Annotated in this window: 15 protein-coding genes; 8 read left to right on the top strand and 7 right to left on the bottom strand. The window is 54.5% G+C overall.

The window, feature by feature from the left end; all coding sequences use genetic code 11:
• Window positions 1-2 precede the first annotated feature (2 nt).
• On the top strand, window positions 3-797 hold the full coding sequence (locus ETG88_RS11235) for a DUF2950 family protein (protein ID WP_129035414.1): 795 nt from the start codon (window positions 3-5) through the stop codon (window positions 795-797).
• Between the two features lie 45 nt (window positions 798-842).
• Here ETG88_RS11235 and lpdA read toward each other — a convergent pair whose 3' ends face one another.
• From lpdA to pdhR, 4 genes are all read right to left on the bottom strand, one after another.
• Window positions 843-2,267, bottom strand: a complete 1,425-nt coding sequence (gene lpdA / locus ETG88_RS11240) for a dihydrolipoyl dehydrogenase (RefSeq protein ID WP_100777599.1) — start codon at window positions 2,265-2,267, stop codon at window positions 843-845.
• 199 nt (window positions 2,268-2,466) lie between these two features.
• Complete coding sequence (gene aceF / locus ETG88_RS11245) at window positions 2,467-4,356, bottom strand: pyruvate dehydrogenase complex dihydrolipoyllysine-residue acetyltransferase (protein WP_129035415.1); 1,890 nt, start codon at window positions 4,354-4,356, stop codon at window positions 2,467-2,469.
• Window positions 4,357-4,370: 14 nt separating this feature from the next.
• Window positions 4,371-7,034: a pyruvate dehydrogenase (acetyl-transferring), homodimeric type gene (gene aceE / locus ETG88_RS11250; protein WP_100777601.1), complete on the bottom strand. Its 2,664-nt coding sequence runs from the start codon at window positions 7,032-7,034 to the stop codon at window positions 4,371-4,373.
• Window positions 7,035-7,158: 124 nt separating this feature from the next.
• Window positions 7,159-7,923, bottom strand: coding sequence for a pyruvate dehydrogenase complex transcriptional repressor PdhR (pdhR, locus tag ETG88_RS11255; protein ID WP_100777602.1), 765 nt, complete (start codon window positions 7,921-7,923; stop codon window positions 7,159-7,161).
• Window positions 7,924-8,460: 537 nt separating this feature from the next.
• On the opposite strand from pdhR, the gene aroP reads away from it, so the two are divergent.
• The 3 genes from aroP to ETG88_RS11270 all read left to right on the top strand — a co-directional run bounded on the left by aroP (window position 8,461) and on the right by ETG88_RS11270 (window position 12,350).
• Window positions 8,461-9,831, top strand: a complete 1,371-nt coding sequence (gene aroP, locus ETG88_RS11260; protein WP_102104609.1) for an aromatic amino acid transporter AroP — start codon at window positions 8,461-8,463, stop codon at window positions 9,829-9,831.
• 160 nt (window positions 9,832-9,991) lie between these two features.
• Complete coding sequence (locus ETG88_RS11265; protein WP_100777604.1) at window positions 9,992-11,389, top strand: glycoside-pentoside-hexuronide (GPH):cation symporter; 1,398 nt, start codon at window positions 9,992-9,994, stop codon at window positions 11,387-11,389.
• A gap of 10 nt (window positions 11,390-11,399) precedes the next feature.
• A complete protein-coding gene (locus ETG88_RS11270) occupies window positions 11,400-12,350 on the top strand; it encodes a glycoside hydrolase family 43 protein (protein ID WP_129035416.1) in 951 nt (316 codons plus the stop codon).
• Between the two features lie 18 nt (window positions 12,351-12,368).
• Here ETG88_RS11270 and ampE read toward each other — a convergent pair whose 3' ends face one another.
• Together ampE and ampD are read right to left on the bottom strand one after the other, a co-directional pair.
• Complete coding sequence (gene ampE, locus ETG88_RS11275) at window positions 12,369-13,226, bottom strand: beta-lactamase regulator AmpE (RefSeq protein ID WP_129035417.1); 858 nt, start codon at window positions 13,224-13,226, stop codon at window positions 12,369-12,371.
• The gene (gene ampD / locus ETG88_RS11280; RefSeq protein WP_129035418.1) at window positions 13,223-13,786 is read right to left on the bottom strand and encodes a 1,6-anhydro-N-acetylmuramyl-L-alanine amidase AmpD; all 564 of its coding nucleotides are present in this window, start codon (window positions 13,784-13,786) and stop codon (window positions 13,223-13,225) included. The genes ampE and ampD overlap by 4 nt, the downstream gene beginning before the upstream one ends.
• An 87-nt stretch (window positions 13,787-13,873) precedes the next feature.
• Between ampD and nadC the strand changes: the two genes are divergently transcribed.
• From nadC to hofC, 4 genes are all read left to right on the top strand, one after another.
• Window positions 13,874-14,767: a carboxylating nicotinate-nucleotide diphosphorylase gene (gene nadC / locus ETG88_RS11285; protein ID WP_100777608.1), complete on the top strand. Its 894-nt coding sequence runs from the start codon at window positions 13,874-13,876 to the stop codon at window positions 14,765-14,767.
• Between the two features lie 193 nt (window positions 14,768-14,960).
• On the top strand, window positions 14,961-15,398 hold the full coding sequence (gene ppdD, locus ETG88_RS11290; RefSeq protein WP_107702249.1) for a prepilin peptidase-dependent pilin: 438 nt from the start codon (window positions 14,961-14,963) through the stop codon (window positions 15,396-15,398).
• A 13-nt stretch (window positions 15,399-15,411) separates the two neighbouring features.
• Complete coding sequence (gspE, locus tag ETG88_RS11295) at window positions 15,412-16,797, top strand: type II secretion system protein GspE (RefSeq protein ID WP_129035419.1); 1,386 nt, start codon at window positions 15,412-15,414, stop codon at window positions 16,795-16,797.
• Window positions 16,787-17,983: a protein transport protein HofC gene (hofC, locus tag ETG88_RS11300; protein ID WP_129035420.1), complete on the top strand. Its 1,197-nt coding sequence runs from the start codon at window positions 16,787-16,789 to the stop codon at window positions 17,981-17,983. The genes gspE and hofC overlap by 11 nt, the downstream gene beginning before the upstream one ends.
• 35 nt (window positions 17,984-18,018) lie before the next feature.
• On the opposite strand, the gene ETG88_RS11305 is transcribed toward hofC, so the two are convergent.
• The gene (locus tag ETG88_RS11305; protein WP_100777612.1) at window positions 18,019-19,062 is read right to left on the bottom strand and encodes a GMP reductase; all 1,044 of its coding nucleotides are present in this window, start codon (window positions 19,060-19,062) and stop codon (window positions 18,019-18,021) included.
• Window positions 19,063-19,219: the final 157 nt, after the last annotated feature.

Here is a 19,219-nt window from a genome sequence, read left to right on the forward strand (position 1 = left end):
AAATGAAAACGAAATTACTCAGTGGGATGATGTTGTTCATGGTCTCAACCTTCGCCCTCGCACAGCAGCATTTTGCCACGCCGGACGAGGCGACCAGCGCGCTGGCGAAAGCCATCAGCGGGCAAAACGAAGCCGAGATGAAAAATCTGCTCGGCGATGACTGGCGTGATTTTCTGCCGCCGGAGGGCGTCGATCCCGAGGCGGTCGACCGTTTTCTGCGCGACTGGAAAGTCAGCCACCACACGGTGATCAACGGCGATGTGGCGCACCTCAACGTGGGCGACAGCGACTGGCAATTGCCCATCCCGGCGGTGAAACGCGCCGCTGGCTGGCAGTTTGATATGCAAAAAGCCGCCGAAGAGATCCTGACACGGGAGATCGGCCGCAACGAGCTGGCCGCTATTGAAGCGCTCCACGCCTACGTGGATGCACAGAAGAGCTACTTCGCACTCAACCATCGCTATGCGAAAAAAGTGATCAGCGCTGAAGGGAAAAAAGACGGTTTATACTGGCCAGCCGCGCCGGGTGAAGCGCCCAGCCCGCTAGGGCCAGCATTCAGCCCGCAGGTGCCGGGAACCGGTTATCACGGCTATCACTTCCGCATTCTGCCGGATAAAGAGAGCGGCTTTGCGATGATCGCCTGGCCCGTCAGCTACGGGCAGACTGGCGTGATGAGTTTTGTGGTGAACGGTGATGATCAGGTGTATCAGACAAACCTGGGAAGTGAATCGCAGAAGAAAGCGAAAGCGATAACAGCTTATCATCCTGATAAAGAGTGGCAGCCCGTTGCGCCGTAAATAAAAAAAGCCGCTCAGTTGAGCGGCTTTTTACGGTTCGAGAGATTACTTCTTCTTGGCTTTCGCGTTTGGCAGGTCGGTGATGCTACCTTCAAACACTTCTGCAGCCAGGCCCACGGACTCGTGCAGAGTCGGGTGCGCGTGGATGGTCAGCGCGATGTCTTCAGCGTCACAGCCCATTTCGATAGCCAGACCGATCTCACCCAGCAGCTCGCCGCCGTTGGTACCGACAATCGCACCACCGATCACACGGTGAGTCTCTTTGTCGAAGATCAGTTTGGTCACGCCATCGGCGCAATCGGAAGCGATCGCACGGCCAGAAGCTGCCCACGGGAAGGTGGCGGTTTCGTAGCTGATGCCTTTCTCTTTCGCTTCTTTCTCGGTCAGACCGACCCAGGCAACTTCCGGCTCGGTGTACGCGATTGATGGAATGACTTTCGGGTCGAAGTAGTGCTTCATGCCCGCGATAACTTCAGCGGCAACGTGACCTTCGTGAACACCTTTGTGCGCCAGCATTGGCTGACCGACGATATCGCCGATAGCAAAGATGTGCGGCACGTTGGTACGCAGCTGTTTGTCCACACGGATAAAGCCACGGTCGTCCACTTCAACGCCAGCAGCGCCTGCATCGAGGTTTTTACCGTTTGGCACACGGCCAATCGCCACCAGTACGGCGTCGTAACGCTGCGCTTCAGCAGGGGCTTTTTTGCCTTCCATGGAAACGTAAATACCGTCTTCTTTTGCTTCAACGGCAGTGACTTTGGTTTCCAGCATCAGGTTGAATTTCTTGCTGATGCGTTTGGTGAAGACTTTAACGATATCTTTATCGGCAGCCGGGATAACCTGGTCGAACATCTCAACCACGTCAATCTCTGAACCCAGCGCATGGTATACGGTACCCATTTCCAGACCGATGATACCGCCACCCATAACCAGCAGGCGTTTTGGTACGGTTTTCAGTTCCAGTGCGTCAGTGGAATCCCACACGCGAGGATCTTCATGCGGAATGAACGGGAGTTCGATCGGACGGGAGCCCGCCGCGATGATCGCGTTGTCGAAGTTGATCACGGTTTTGCCGTTCTCGCCTTCCACTTCCAGGGTGTTAGCCCCGGTGAATTTACCCAGACCGTTGACCACTTTCACTTTACGGCCTTTGGCCATACCCGCCAGACCGCCGGTCAGCTGAGTGATCACTTTCTCTTTCCAGGTACGAATCTTGTCGATATCGGTTTTCGGCTCGCCGAAGACGATACCGTGGTCAGCCAGTGCTTTGGCTTCTTCGATAACTTTTGCAACGTGCAGCAGTGCTTTAGAAGGGATACAGCCGACGTTCAGACAAACACCGCCGAGGGTGTTGTAACGTTCTACGATAACGGTTTCCAGACCTAAATCAGCGCAACGGAAGGCAGCAGAGTAACCTGCCGGGCCTGCCCCAAGTACCACGACCTGAGTTTTGATTTCAGTACTCATCATGACCTCTTATTGATTTCCGGCGGTCCAGGTACTTGTCGCCCTTCATCCACCGGGACGTTCTATCCGCCCGTATTTTACAAAATTGTTAACAATTTTGAAACAACAAACGGCTCATGAATTCTTGTCTTTACCAATAACCTCACAATTTTCATGAGATTACAAGACAAAAAGCCGGCCGACTGGCCGGCTTTTGCGATTACATCACCAGGCGGCGAATATCGCTCAGGGTGTTATTGATGATGGTAATGAAGCGCGCACCATCAGCACCGTCGATCACGCGGTGGTCGAAGGAGAGAGAGATTGGCATCATCAGACGCGGCACAAACTCTTTACCATTCCACACTGGTTCCATCGCGGACTTGGACACACCGAGGATCGCCACTTCCGGCGCGTTAACAATCGGCGCGAAGTGGGTAGTACCCAGGCCGCCGATGCTGGAGATAGTGAAGCAACCGCCCTGCATTTCGCCGGCAGTCAGCTTACCATCACGCGCTTTCTTGGAGATCACCGTCAGTTCACGGGACAGCTCAGTGATGCTCTTCTTGTTCACGTCTTTGAAGACCGGAACAACCAGACCATTTGGCGTATCTACCGCAACACCGATGTTGATGTATTTCTTCAGCGTCAGACGCTGTGCATCTTCAGACAGGGAGCTGTTGAAACGTGGCATCTGCTCAAGAGCTGCCGCAACAGCTTTCATGATGAAGACCACTGGGGTGAATTTCACGTCCAGTTTACGTTTCTCGGCTTCGGCGTTCTGCTGTTTACGGAACGCTTCCAGATCGGTGATATCGGTTTTGTCGAAGTGAGTAACGTGCGGGATCATCACCCAGTTACGGCTCAGGTTAGCACCAGAGATTTTCTGGATACGGCCCAGTTCCACTTCTTCGATTTCGCCAAACTTGCTGAAGTCGACTTTCGGCCATGGCAGCATGCCCGGAATACCGCCACCGGCAGCAGCAGCTGGTGCCGCTTCAGCGCGTTTCACAGCTTCTTTCACGTAAGTCTGAACGTCTTCGCGCAGGATACGACCTTTACGGCCCGTCCCTTTCACTTTCGCCAGATTCACACCGAATTCGCGCGCCAGGCGACGAATCAGCGGAGTCGCGTGAACATACGCGTCGTTCTCAGCAAACTCAGATTTGCCTTCTGCTTTCGCGGCCGGTGCAGCGGCTTTCGCAGCAGGCGCCGGAGCGGCAGCAGCAGGTGCTGGCGCAGCAGCCGGAGCCGCAGCAGGCGCAGCGCCTTCCACTTCGAAGACCATGATCAGAGAGCCGGTAGACACTTTGTCGCCGGTGCTGATTTTGATTTCTTTAACGGTACCTGCGAACGGAGCCGGGACTTCCATAGAGGCTTTGTCGCCTTCTACGGTGATCAGTGACTGCTCAGCGGCAACTTTGTCGCCCACTTTCACCATCACTTCAGTCACTTCAACTTCGTCACCGCCGATATCCGGAACGTTAACGTCTTTCGCGCCAGACGCTGCAGGTGCAGCAGCCGCTGCCGGAGCAGCCGCCTGTGCTGGAGCCGCAGCCGGTGCAGCACCTGCCACTTCGAAGACCATAATCAGGGAGCCGGTAGACACTTTGTCGCCGGTGTTGATTTTGATCTCTTTCACCACGCCCGCGAACGGAGCAGGGACTTCCATAGAGGCTTTGTCGCCTTCTACGGTGATCAGGGATTGTTCAGCAGCAACGGTGTCGCCCACTTTCACCATGATCTCAGTCACTTCAACTTCGTCACCGCCGATGTCAGGCACGTTAACGTCTTTTGCAGCCGCAGCCGCTGGTGCAGCCGCCGGAGCCGCTGCTTCTTTCTTCTCTTCCTGCGCAGGTGCAGCAGCTGCTGCACCGTCGGCGGAATCGAAAATCATGATCAGTTTGCCAGTCTCGGTTTTATCGCCAACAGAGACTTTGATCTCTTTAACGATGCCAGCCTGAGGAGACGGGACTTCCATAGAGGCTTTATCGCCTTCTACGGTGATCAGCGACTGTTCAGCTTCAACTTTGTCGCCTACTTTGACCAGGATCTCGGTGATTTCAACTTCATCAGCCCCGATGTCCGGTACATTGATTTCGATAGCCATTATTCTTTTACCTCTTACGCCAGACGCGGGTTAACTTTATCTGCATCGATGTTGAATTTGGTGATTGCTTCCGCAACCACTTTCTTATCGATTTCGCCACGTTTAGCCAGTTCGCCCAGCGCTGCAACGACCACGTAAGAAGAGTCAACTTCGAAGTGGTGACGCAGGTTTTCGCGGCTGTCAGAGCGACCGAAGCCGTCGGTACCCAGTACGCGGTAATCATCAGCCGGTACATAAGTACGAACCTGCTCGGCGAAAAGTTTCATATAGTCAGTAGATGCGACTGCCGGAGCGTCGTTCATCACCTGAGCGATGTACGGTACGCGTGGCGTTTCCATTGGGTGCAGCATGTTCCAGCGCTCACAATCCTGGCCATCACGTGCCAGTTCAGTGAAGGATGTTACGCTGTACACGTCAGAGCCAACGCCGTAGTCGTTCGCCAGGATCTGCGCTGCTTCACGTACGTGACGCAGGATAGAACCGGAGCCCAGCAGCTGAACTTTGCCTTTGCTACCCGCGATGGTTTCGAGTTTGTAGATACCTTTACGGATACCTTCCTCGGCACCTGCTGGCATAGCCGGCATGTGGTAGTTTTCGTTCAGAGTGGTGATGTAGTAGTAAATGTTCTCTTGCGCTTCACCGTACATACGAACCAGACCGTCATGCATGATGACTGCCACTTCGTACGCGTAAGACGGGTCATAAGAGATACAGTTCGGGATAGTCAGAGACTGAATGTGGCTGTGGCCATCTTCGTGCTGCAGACCTTCACCGTTCAGAGTCGTACGACCGGAAGTACCACCGACCAGGAAGCCGCGAGCCTGTTGGTCGCCAGCCTGCCAGCACAGGTCACCGATACGCTGGAAACCGAACATGGAGTAGTAGATGTAGAACGGAATCATCGGCAGGTTGTTGGTGCTGTAAGAGGTCGCAGCAGCCAGCCAGGATGCGCCTGCGCCCAGCTCGTTGATCCCTTCCTGCAGAATCTGGCCTTTCTCGTCTTCTTTGTAGTATGCAACCTGCTCACGGTCCTGCGGGGTGTACTGCTGGCCGTTCGGGCTGTAAATACCGATCTGACGGAACAGACCTTCCATACCGAAGGTACGCGCTTCATCGGCGATGATTGGAACCAGGCGATCTTTGATCGACTTGTTCTTCAGCATCACGTTCAGGGCACGAACGAACGCGATAGTGGTAGAGATCTCTTTGTTCTGCTCTTCAAGCAGCTGGGAGAAGTCTTCCAGAACCGGCAGTTCCAGTTTCTCAGTGAAGTTCACCTGACGGGACGGCAGGTAGCCGTTCAGTTTCTGACGCTGTGCGTGCAGGTAGGTGTGTTCTTCAGAACCTTCAGGGAAGGTGATGTAAGAGAGGTTTTCAACCTGCTCGTCGGTGACAGGAACGTTGAAGCGGTCGCGGATATAACGCACGCCGTCCATGTTCATTTTCTTCACCTGGTGCGCAATGTTTTTACCTTCGGCGGTGTCACCCATGCCATAACCTTTGATGGTATGAGCCAGGATAACTGTTGCTTTGCCTTTGGTTTCTTGCGCGTTTTTCAGTGCTGCGTAGACTTTCTTCGGATCGTGGCCGCCACGGTTCAGAGCCCAGATCTGATCGTCAGACCAGTCTGCAACCAGCGCTGCGGTTTCAGGGTATTTACCGAAGAAGTGCTCACGAACGTAGGCACCGTTTTTGGATTTGAAGGTCTGATAGTCGCCGTCAACGGTTTCGTTCATCAGCTGAATCAGTTTACCGCTGGTATCTTTACGCAGCAGCTCATCCCAACGACCGCCCCACATCACTTTAACGACGTTCCAGCCAGCACCGCTGAAGATCCCTTCCAGTTCGTTGATGATCTTGCCGTTGCCGGTTACCGGACCATCCAGACGCTGCAGGTTACAGTTGATGATGAAGCACAGGTTGTCCAGTTTCTCACGGGTAGCGATGGTGATCGCACCTTTAGATTCTGGCTCATCCATCTCGCCGTCGCCCAGGAAGGCGTAAACGGTCTGCTGAGAGGTATCTTTCAGGCCACGGTGTTCCAGATATTTCAGGAATTTAGCCTGGTAAATCGCACCGATTGGACCCAGACCCATAGAAACGGTCGGGAACTGCCAGAACTCAGGCATCAGTTTAGGGTGCGGGTAAGAAGACAGACCTTTACCGTGAACTTCCTGACGGAAGTTGTTCATCTGCTCTTCAGTCAGACGACCTTCCAGGAACGCACGTGCGTAAACGCCCGGAGAGATGTGGCCCTGGAAGTAAACCAGGTCGCCGCCGTCTTTCTCAGTGCGTGCGCGGAAGAAGTGGTTAAAGCACACTTCATAAACGGTCGCAGAAGACTGGAAGGAAGCCATGTGGCCGCCCAGCTCCAGGTCTTTCTTGGATGCGCGCAGAACGGTCATGATCGCGTTCCAGCGAATTGCAGAACGGATACGACGTTCCAGATCCAGATTGCCCGGGTATTCCGGTTCGTCTTCGACGGCAATCGTGTTTACGTAGTTGCTAGCCCCTGCACCTGAAGCTACTTTCACGCCACCTTTACGGGCTTCTGAAAGCAGCTGATCAATCAGATACTGAGCGCGCTCAACACCTTCTTCACGGATGACCGATTCGATCGCCTGTAGCCAGTCGCGAGTTTCGATCGGATCCACGTCATTTTGGAGACGTTCTGACATGGGGGTATTCCTTATCTATCTAATACGTTGATTTGTCTGGAACCTGTCCCATTGTGCTCTCAGCAAAGAACACAATAAGACAGGTTCTGCGTTTAGTTGCCGCGCTCTAAAAAAACTCTGGCGCTTAATCCTTTCGTTGCTGTATGCGGCGGAGTGAACGTTCTCTACGACTCTGTTCACGGCTGCGGTCCAGCAAGATTTCCTCAATGAAAGCCAGGTGACGGTGCGACGCTTCACGCGCCTGCTCCGGTTCCCCGGCCATTATCGCCTCGAATACACGGGTGCGATGATTGCTGACCAGCGGGAGCATCTCCCGGCGGGCGTACAACAATTCAAAATTTTGTCGAACATTCTGGGCCAGCATCGGCTCCATACAACGAAGCAGGTGGAGAAGCACGACATTGTGCGCTGCTTCGGTGACGGCAATTTGATACTGGACGACGGCATTGGACTCGGCGTCGAGATCGCCTGACTGCTGTGCCCGTTCAATGGCCTGATGCAGTTCGCGAATACGCACGCGATCTTCATCATTGCTGCGCAGGGCCGCGTAATAAGCAGCGATACCTTCAAGCGCGTGACGGGTTTCAAGCAGGTCAAACTGGGATTCTGGGTGGTCAGACAAAAGCTCGACCAGCGGATCGCTGAAGCTCTGCCACAGGCTATTTTGCACAAACGTTCCACCGCCCTGACGACGAAGCAGCAAGCCCTTCGCTTCGAGACGTTGAATCGCCTCACGCAGAGAGGGACGGGAAACGTCGAACTGTTTTGCCAGCTCGCGTTCAGGCGGGAGTTTTTCACCGGGGCGCAGAGTCCCTTCGAGGATTAAAAACTCCAGCTGCTGCTCTATCACATCCGATAGTTTTGGTTGGCGAATTTTGCTGTAGGCCATATTCCCTGTCTTACGCCTTTTTGCCCGGAGTAAATTGGTCTTACCAATTTCATGTTCGTATCGCTAAAGTAACAAAGTATTCACCTTCTGTCCATATTGGTTTTGATTGAAATCAGTAAACCCTGCACATTTTAACAACCTTACAGAAATAACGTTTCAGAAATGTAACTTTGCACAAATGAACTGGTTACCACTAAAAAGGTAGTTTTAACCTTATTGAAACGAGGGTATTTGCAATCTGAAGCGATTCAACAAGGTAAATAATGAAAATTCGCCCACTTATGGAGCATTTTTATTCTATAGATGGGGTGAGGGAGCGACGCGCACGCATTTACAAATGCTTTCTTTTTATTCAAGCGATCGACATCCTTTCATAAAGCAGGTGCATTCGCTGGCGCTTACCACTATTCTTGCGTCAACGGAAGCCATCTCCGCTTTTTTCGGTCAACTTAACCGTAAAGAAATAAATACAGAAAATGGACTTTCATAATTACACACGCCCGAGCGTGAACATAACAACCACACACGAGGTTTCAAATGGAAGCTCAACAGCATGGCGATCAGCTAAAGCGCGGCCTTAAAAACCGCCATATACAGCTCATCGCGTTGGGTGGCGCTATCGGTACCGGCCTGTTTCTGGGCAGCGCATCCGTCATTCAATCGGCAGGTCCGGGGATTATTCTGGGCTATGCCATCGCGGGCTTTATCGCCTTCCTTATTATGCGCCAGCTCGGTGAAATGGTGGTTGAAGAACCGGTAGCCGGCTCCTTCAGCCACTTTGCCTATAAGTACTGGGGCGGCTTTGCCGGTTTCGCGTCGGGCTGGAACTACTGGGTCCTGTACGTTCTGGTTGCCATGGCTGAGCTGACTGCCGTCGGGAAATACATCCAGTTCTGGTATCCGGAGATCCCAACCTGGGTATCGGCAGCGGCTTTCTTTGTGATCATCAACGCCATCAACCTGACTAACGTCAAAGTGTTTGGTGAGATGGAGTTCTGGTTCGCGATTATCAAAGTGATCGCGGTTGTGGCGATGATCATCTTCGGCGGCTGGCTGCTGTTCAGCGGCAACGGTGGCCCGCAGGCGACCGTACGCAACCTGTGGGAACAAGGCGGGTTCTTGCCTCACGGCATGACCGGGCTGGTAATGATGATGGCGATCATTATGTTCTCGTTTGGTGGGCTTGAGCTGGTGGGGATTACCGCCGCAGAAGCCGATAACCCTGAGCAGAGCATCCCGAAAGCCACCAACCAGGTTATCTACCGTATTCTGATCTTCTATGTGGGCTCACTGGCGGTTCTGCTCTCCCTGCTGCCGTGGACGCGCGTCACCGCTGACACCAGCCCGTTTGTCCTGATCTTCCATGAACTGGGCGATACCTTCGTGGCAAACGCGCTGAACATCGTGGTGCTGACCGCGGCGCTGTCCGTCTATAACAGCTGCGTCTACTGCAACAGCCGTATGCTGTTCGGTCTGGCACAGCAGGGTAACGCTCCGAAAGCCCTGCTGAACGTCGATAAACGCGGCGTACCGGTGAACTCCATTATGGTGTCCGCAGTGGTGACCGCCCTGTGCGTGCTGATTAACTATCTGGCACCGGAATCTGCATTCGGTCTGCTGATGGCGCTGGTCGTGTCCGCACTCGTAATCAACTGGGCGATGATTAGCCTGGCGCACATCAAGTTCCGCCGCGCGAAACAGCAGCAAGGCGTGAAAACGCGCTTCCCTGCCCTGTTCTATCCGCTGGGCAACTGGGTATGCCTGATCTTTATGGCGGCGGTGCTGGTGATCATGCTGATGACCCCTGGCATGGCGATCTCCGTGTATCTCATTCCTGTGTGGATTGTGATCCTCGGCGTGGGCTATCTGTTTAAACAGAAAAATGCCAAAACCGTAAAAGCGCATTAATCTCTTCTCGCTCTGTGCCGAATGCGGCACAGAGCGTGTTACATGCCTCACAAATTCTCACCAACAGCCAAATCATCCATATCACCGACCTGATACTGCAACGCAAATATTCATTTGCCAGCGAATAATTCTCTCCATACCGAAACCCGGAGAGCTGTCGATGGATAACAATAAACTGTCTGTAAAAGAAAAGATCGGCTATGGCATGGGCGACGCGGGATGCAACATCATCTTCGGCGCCATAATGTTGTTTGTTAACTACTTTTATACGGATATCTTTGGGCTCGCCCCCGCTCTGGTAGGGGTGCTATTGCTGTCAGTGCGCGTGATTGACGCCATCACCGACCCCATCATGGGAGCCATTGCCGACCGTACCCGCAGTAAATATGGGCGATTTCGTCCATGGCTGCTGTGGATTGCCTTCCCGTATGCCCTGTTCAGTATTCTGATGTTCACCACACCAGAGTGGACGTACAACAGCAAAGTTATCTATGCGTTCGTCACCTATTTCCTGCTGTCACTCACCTACACCGCGATCAATATCCCTTACTGCTCGTTGGGCGGGGTAATCACTAACGACCCGAAAGAGCGCGTGGCGTGCCAGTCGTATCGCTTTGTCATGGTAGGGATTGCGACGCTGCTGCTCTCCTTAACCCTGCTGCCGATGGTGGAGTATTTTGGCGGTGACAACAAAGCCAAAGGCTATCAAATGGCGATGACCGTGCTGGCGCTGATTGGCACCTGCATGTTCCTGTTTAGTTTCTCAACCGTACGGGAACGTATTCGCCCGGCGGTCCAGACCAATGACGAGCTGAAAAACGATCTCAAGGATGTGTGGAAGAACGACCAGTGGGTGCGCATTCTGCTGCTGACTATCTGTAACGTCTGCCCTGGCTTTATTCGCATGGCGGCGACCATGTACTATGTCACCTGGGTGATGGGGCAAAGCACCCATTTCGCCACGCTGTTTATCAGTCTCGGCGTGGTGGGCATGATGCTCGGTAGCATCCTCGCCAAACCCCTGACCGACCGCTGGTGTAAGCTGAAAGTCTTCTTCTGGACTAATATCGCCCTGGCCATTTTCTCCAGCGCGTTCTACTTCTTCGATCCAAAAGCCACCACCACCATCGTGGTGCTCTACTTCCTGCTCAACGTGTTGCATCAGATCCCTTCCCCGCTGCACTGGTCGCTGATGGCCGACGTGGACGACTACGGCGAGTGGAAAACCGGTAAACGCATCACCGGGATCAGCTTCTCCGGCAATATTTTCTTCCTCAAGCTGGGTCTGGCGATTGCTGGTGCGATGGTCGGATTCCTGCTCTCCTGGTACGGTTACGATGCGGGAGCCAAAGCGCAAAGTGCCGATGCCATCAACGGGATCGTCCTGCTGTTCACCCTGATTCCAGGCGTCGGTTATCTGATCACCGCGGGTGTGGTTCGTCTGCTGAAAGTCGATCGTGAACTGATGAAGCAGATTCAGGAAGATCTGGAGAAACGCCGCATAAACTATCGCGAGCTGAATGATTACCAGGAACTCAAAGCCGCTGAAACCAAATAAGGAAAGCCCAATGCGTCACTGGCCCAATCCCTTTATCGAACAACGTGCCGACCCGTTTATTTTGCATCACGAGGGGCAATACTACTTTATCGCTTCCGTGCCAGAGTACGACAGGTTGGCGATTCGCCGCGCCGACTCGCTGGAAGCGTTACGCCACGCACCCGAAGTGGTGGTCTGGCGTAAGCCGGAGAGCGGCCCGATGAGCGAGCTTATCTGGGCACCGGAGCTGCATCACATCGACGGCAAATGGTACATCTACTTTGCCGCCGCGCACACGAAAGCGCTCGATCAGCGCAATATGTTCCAGCACCGGATGTACGCGCTGGAATGCGCCGATAGCGATCCACTGACCGGGAAATGGGTCGAAAAAGGGCAGATAACGACGCCGTTTGATACCTTTGCCCTCGATGCCACGACCTTTGTTCATCAGGGCAAACGCTGGTATCTGTGGGCACAAAAAGCGCCGGATATCTCAGGTAACTCCAATCTCTATCTCTGCGAGATGGAAAACCCGTGGACGCTGACGGGTGCGCCCGTTCTGCTCAGCAAACCCGAGTATGACTGGGAGTGCCGTGGATTCTGGGTCAACGAAGGCCCGGCGGTGCTGGAGCACGGAGACAGGCTGTTTATCAGCTACTCTGCCAGCGCGACGGATGAGAATTACTGCATGGGGCTGCTGTGGATTGATAAAAGCGCTGACCTGCGTAACCCCGCCAACTGGCACAAAGCGCCGCGCCCGGTGTTTACCACAAGCTATGAAAATCGTCAGTACGGGCCTGGGCATAACAGCTTTACGCAAACGCCGGACGGTGAGGATGTGCTGGTGTATCACGCGCGCAACTACACCGAAATCGAGGGCGATCCGCTGTACGATCCGAACCGTCACACCCGTCTGAAGCTTGTCCACTGGAACGAAAACGGGATGCCAGAGTTTGGCATCCCGCCTGCGGATACTGAGTGAGACGTGCGGTGCGCTGGCTTACACCAGCGTACCGTAAATCGTCAGAAGCGCCACCAGCACCACAATCACAAATGAGGTTTTCTTCGCCATCGACACCGCTGCTTTCGGGGTTTCGACTTTGTCCGTGTGCGGCTCACGCGCCAGGGAGAACTGCGCCAGACGCGTCAGCACCTGATACTGAGAGGTGTGTCGATCGGCCAGTGACGCAAACCAGGCCGGAAGCGCCTTCTCACCGTGACCAATAAGCGCATATACCACGCCGACCAGGCGAACCGGCAGCCAGTCCAGCACATGTAAAATTGCATCGATTCCTGACAGCAGACGCTCATGCGGCGTCAAATAGCGGGCAAGCCAGGTTTGCCAGGCGCGCAGGAACGCATATCCCATCAGGAATACCGGTCCCCACGGGCCGCCGACCACAAACCAGAACAGCGGCGCGAGATAATAGCGGAAGTTAATCCACAGCAGCGCATTTTGCAGCTCGCGCAGGTAATCGCGCTCGTTGCAGTCCGGTGGTACACCGTGGATGAGCGTCAATTCGCTTGCCATCGCGCCACGCGCGTGGCTGTCGTCTCGCGATGCTGCTTTCAGATAGGCGTGATAGTGCAACCGCACCTTTCCGGCACCGATGCACAGCACGCCGAGCAGGATCCACACCACCAGCAGCGGCACGTTGAAAAAGAGGCCGTGCAGCGCACGCAGCAGCAGCAGATACACCACGCACATTACCACTGCGGTCATCAGCAGGGTGCGCAGCATCGAGAAATGTTTAATCCGGCGGAACAGCACTTCCATCCGGTGATCCAAATGCCAGTGTTCGCCCAGTTTGAACAACCGTTCAGCGATCATCACCAGCAGCATGGTAAACAACGTCATGTCATCTCCTTATCTGACGAAGCGGTAAGCATGGCGCGAAACCGGGACCAGTCAAACGCCGGGCCAGGATCGGTCTTTCTCACTGGCGCAATATCGCTATGCCCGGTGATGTTATCAGCAATTCTTGGGTACAACGCGGTGAGTTCACGCGTCACCGCCACCAGCGCCTGATACTGCGCATCCGTGTAAGGCGTTGTGTCCGTCCCTTCCAGCTCAATGCCAATCGAAAAATCGTTGCAGCGTTCACGCCCCTGGTACACCGACACACCTGCATGCCATGCGCGTTTATCGAAAGGAACATACTGGACGATTTCACCGTCGCGGCGAATCAGACAATGAGCAGAAACGCGCAGGTGCGCAATCTCAGCAAAAAAAGGATGGGCATCGGGATCGATTGTTCCGGTGAATAATGCATCGATCCACGGACCACCAAATTCACCCGGCGGCAGGCTAATATTGTGGACTACCAGCAGTGAGGGCGTTTCATCCTCCGGGCGGCAATCATGGTGCGGCGACGGTACGTGCCGCGCATCAACCAGCCATCCATCTTGTAACTGCATGCTGGCTCTCCTTATATATGGTGCAGATTCTCGGTTCAGAGTAGCATGTTTCAATCTTATGATTCGTTACCAATTTGGAGTTTTATCATGCCGCCTCGCCGTTATAACCCCGACCACCGACGTGACGCGCTTCTGGAACGTATTAACCTCGATATCCCGGCAAGCGTCGCCCATGCGCTGCGCGAAGATCTGGGCGGCGAGGTCAATGCGGACAACGATATTACCGCACAATTATTGCCAAAAGAGACGCGCTCCCACGCGGTGATCATCACCCGCGAAGACGGCGTGTTCTGCGGCAAACGCTGGGTTGAGGAGGTCTTTACCCAGCTCGCCGGCGATGACGTTCAGATTACCTGGCATGTTCAGGATGGCGACAGCATCAGCGCCAATCAGCCCCTTTTTGAACTCGACGGCCCTTCCCGCGTGCTGTTAACGGGTGAGCGTACTGCGCTGAACTTCGTCCAGACGTTGTCCGGCGTCGCGAGCGCCGTTCGTCGTTACGTCGACCTGCTCGAAGGCACCAAAACCCAACTGCTGGATACCCGTAAAACCCTGCCCGGCCTGCGTACTGCACTGAAATACGCGGTGCTGTGTGGTGGTGGAGCGAACCATCGTCTGGGGTTATCCGATGCCTTCCTGATTAAAGAGAACCACATTATTGCGTCTGGCTCTGTGCGCCAGGCGGTCGAAAAAGCCTTCTGGCTGCACCCGGACGTCCCTGTCGAGGTTGAAGTCGAAAACCTCGAAGAGCTTGATGCCGCGCTGAAAGCCGGAGCCGATATCATCATGCTCGATAACTTCGAGACGGAACAGATGCGTGAAGCCGTCAAACGCACCAACGGCCAGGCGCAGCTTGAAGTGTCGGGCAACGTGACGCATGAAACCCTGCGTGAGTTCGCTGAAACCGGCGTGGATTTCATCTCCGTCGGTGCGCTCACCAAGCATGTGCAGGCCCTTGACCTCTCGATGCGTTTCAAATAATACGCGACTCTTCCCCCTCTCATGCCAGAGAGGGGGAAGAAAATTCCGTGATTACGACCCTTCTCGCAAAACTCTGATGCTCTCCTGCAACCGCGTCAAAATTCTCTGAATCCCCTTTCACAATTCTCTTTTTGCTCCTCGTGTTTGCTTTTTGCCGCTGCCACAGTTGTGCCACGAAACTCAAGGAGCAGATATGAACAGACAACATGGATTTACCCTCATTGAACTGATGGTGGTGATTGGCATCATCGCCATTCTGAGCGCCATCGGCGTGCCGGCGTACCAAAACTATCTGCGCAAAGCCGCACTGACCGACATGCTGCAAACCTTTGTCCCCTACCGCACGGCGATTGAGCTTTGCGCACTCGATCATGGCGGTGTCGGGACCTGCGATGGCGGAACCAACGGCATTCCCTCGCCCACGACAACGCGCTATGTCTCTGCCATGAGCATTGCCAAAGGCGCTGTAGCACTCACGGGCCAGGAGAGTCTGAACGGACTTGAAGTGGTTTTAGCCCCGCTCTGGAGCGATGGCGACGGCATTACCGGCTGGACGCGTGATTGCAACATTGCAAACGACAGCACCCTTCAACAAGCGTGTGAAGACGTTTTCCGCTTCGACAGCAAATAACAGGGGGCGGAACATGAATTCAGAACAACTGAGACTGCTTTGTCAGCGACATCGTGCGCTGCTGCTGACCAGCAACGACGAGATGGTCAGCATTGCCGTGGTGGACACGCCGGCATCCCAAATGATGGAAGCCCTGCGCTTCGCGACGCAAAAGCGAATCGACATTGAATGCTGGACCAAAGAGCGGATGGAGAAGTACCAGCAGTCGTCATCGCCGTCAAACTTGCCGGTTGTGACTCCCATTGCCAGTTCTGCTGTCGATATTCTTAACCGCACGCTGCTGCAGGCGCTCAGTCAGCGCGCCTCGGATATTCACATTGAGCCTGCCGAAGAGGCCTGGCAAATCCGCTTACGTATTGATGGCGTGCTTTATCCACAGCCTCCGCTGGCGGCTGCGCTGGCAACCACCCTGATTGCCCGTTTAAAGGTGCTGGGCGATCTGGATATCGCCGAGCGCCGCCTGCCGCAGGATGGGCAGTTTACCGTTGAACTGGCGGGCGCCTCGGTCTCTTTTCGCATCGCGACCCTCTCCTGCCGGGGTGGTGAAAAAATCGTGCTGCGCTTGCTGCATCAGGTGCAGCAGGCTCTGGAGCTTGACGCATTAGGTATGACAGACGCACAGCGCAGGCTTTTTGCCGAGGCGCTCAACCAGCCGCAGGGGTTACTGTTGGTCACCGGCCCGACCGGCAGCGGGAAAACCGTCACGCTCTATAGCGCGCTTCAGGCCCGAAACGCGGAGGATGTGAATATTTGCAGCGTCGAAGATCCGATTGAGATCCCACTGGCCGGGCTGAACCAGACGCAAATCAACCCGCGTGCGGGCCTGACGTTTCAAACGGTGTTGCGGGCACTATTGCGCCAGGATCCGGACATCATCATGGTGGGTGAGATCCGCGACGGTGAAACGGCAGAAATCGCCATCAAAGCCGCGCAGACGGGCCATTTAGTGCTCTCCACGCTGCACACAAATTCCACGACAGAGACCCTGATCCGTCTTCAGCAGATGGGGGTTGCCCGTTGGATGGTCTCTTCTGCTCTGACGCTGGTCATTGCACAAAGGCTGGTACGCCGCCTCTGCCCCCATTGTCGAAAGGAGAGCTACCAGGAGGCGAGACTCCCTAAAACAGTCTGGCCACGCAAGCTACCGCACTGGCAGCCGGTGGGCTGTGATCGTTGCTATCACGGGTTTTATGGCCGCGTCGCTCTGTTTGAAGTGCTGCCAGTGAACAATGATATCCGCCAGGCTATCGCCAGTGGTGCATCAATTGAAGAGATCGAAAAAACAGCCCGACGAACGGGTATGACCACGCTATTTGAACACGGGTGCCTGGCCGTAGAGCGTGGGCACACCACGCTCGAAGAGCTACTTCGCGTACTGGGGATGCCTGATGGCTGTTAAATATCTCTGGTGCTGGCGTGCGCTCACGGTTGAGGGGGAACTGCAGCAGGGCACACTTTGGGCTGCCGATCGCGAGTCGGCCTGGGGTCAGCTGTCGCAAAAGGCGCTCTGTCCGCTGGCCTTGAAGCGCAATCTTATGCAGCAAAAATGGCAGACACAGCACTGTTATGAAATATTCCGACAACTTGCTGCCCTGCTTCAGGCTGGACTGACGCTCGCCTGGAGCCTGCAAATGTTGGCCGAGCAGCATCCCGTTAAGCAGTGGCAGGCACTACTGGCCAGTCTGGCAGACGATCTCAGCGCGGGTTGTGCCTTCTCCGACGCCTTAAAGAAATGGCCGGAGGTGTTTTCTCCGCTCTATATTTCGATGATGAAAACCGGTGAACTCACCGGAAAACTGGAAGAGTGCTGCCGCGAATTAGCACAGCAGCAGCAATCACAGCAGCAACTTAGTGCGAAAGTAAAAAAGGCCCTGCGATACCCCACGATTATTTTGGCCCTCGCCGTTGTCGTGGTGATGGCGATGGTCACGCTGGTATTGCCCGAGTTTGCTGCTATTTATAAGACGTTTAATACCCCCTTACCGCTGCTCACAAAGCTGGTTATCGGATTTGCTGACTTTGTTGGTCAGCATCTCACCGCGCTGATATGCATCGGACTGTCCCCGGTGCTCGTCATGCGTTTCCTAAGGCGGTATGAAGGCTGGCAGCGTTTTCATCAGAGATTTGGGTTGCGTGTGCCCATTATGGGCTCGCTGATTCGTGGGCAAAAGCTGAGCCAAATATTTACCGTGTTATCGCTGACACAGCAGGCAGGCATCGCTTTTTTACAAGGACTGGAAAGCGCCCAGGAGTCGGTCGAGGGGATGTTCTGGCAAGAGGTGCTGCGGGATGTCAGGGAGCGTGTGGTGCAGGGGGCACCTATCTGGTCGTCGCTAAGTGACGCAGGAATTTTCACCCCGTTATGCATCCAGCTGGTGCGAACGGGTGAGGTTTCTGGAGCCCTGGATATGATGCTGACCAATCTGGCGCGTCATCATAACGAGCAGACGTTTCAGCACGCGGATAATCTGGCGTCGCTGTTAGAACCGCTGCTATTGATTGTGACGGGAGTGATAATCGGAACGTTGGTGGTGGCGATGTATCTGCCCATTTTCCATCTGGGGGACGCCATGAGTGCGGGATAGCGCTGGCACGCAGGTGCGCACCAGCGATAAAGCGATTACAGGCTATTGAAAACGCGGTTTTCTTGTTCCTGAACGCGGATAAAGGTAGTGCGTTTGGTCAGCTCTTTCAGGCGTGATGCGCCGACATACGTGCATGCAGAACGCAGCCCACCCAGAACGTCGCGAGCGGTATTTTCGACCGGGCCGCGCAGAGCCAGTTTCACGGTTTTGCCTTCTGCTGCACGGTACTGTGCAACGCCGCCAACGTGGCGGTTCATGGCCGATTCAGAGCTCATGCCGTAGAACAGCATGAATTTCTCGCCATTTTCTTCAACTACTGCGCCACCGCTCTCTTCGTGCCCTGCCAGCATACCGCCCAGCATCACGAAATCAGCGCCGCCGCCAAAGGCTTTCGCCACATCGCCAGGGGTGGTGCAGCCACCGTCGCTGATGATCTGACCGCCCAGGCCGTGGGCCGCATCGGCACACTCAATCACGGCGGACAGCTGCGGATAGCCAACACCTGTTTTAACACGCGTGGTGCAAACAGAGCCTGGACCGATACCGACTTTCACGATATCTGCACCAGACAGAATCAGCTCTTCGCACATTTCGCCGGTCACGACGTTACCCGCAATGATGGTTTTGGTCGGCCAGGCTGCGCGCGCTTTGCTGACGAACTGAACAAAATGCTCGGAATAGCCATTCGCAACGTCGATGCAGACAAAATTAAACTCGGGATTTGCGACCAGGATTTGTTTGGTTTTTTCGAAATCCGCATCGGAGGTACCGGTAGATACCATGATGTGTTTCTTCACATCATCAGATGCTGAAGCGGCAAAAGCGCTCCACTCTTCAATGCTGTAATGCTTATGCACCGCAGTCAGAATATCGAAAGTCGCCAGCGCGGTAGCCATAGCAAAGGTACCGACGGTATCCATGTTAGCGGCAATAACAGGCACGCCAGACCAGGTCTGACCGGAATGCTTAAAGGTGAATTGACGTTCGAGTTCAACGTCTGAGCGGCTTTTCAGCGTAGAGCGTTTAGGGCGGATGAGAACGTCTTTGAAACCTAACTTCAGATCTTCTTCGATACGCATGTGCGGATTCCTGGGGTTAGAGGCAAATATGTTAAAAGCACAACTCCAGTGACGTTATCATACGCACTAATACGTGCTCCGCAAGACTGCGAATTTCTCTTTTTTTACGCTACAATCCTATAAATTTACCTGGTCAAAAGCAGGTAAACAGAATTAA

Origin of the sequence: Lelliottia nimipressuralis, assembly GCF_004115925.1 — a bacterium.
Lineage (GTDB): Bacteria > Pseudomonadota > Gammaproteobacteria > Enterobacterales > Enterobacteriaceae > Enterobacter > Enterobacter nimipressuralis.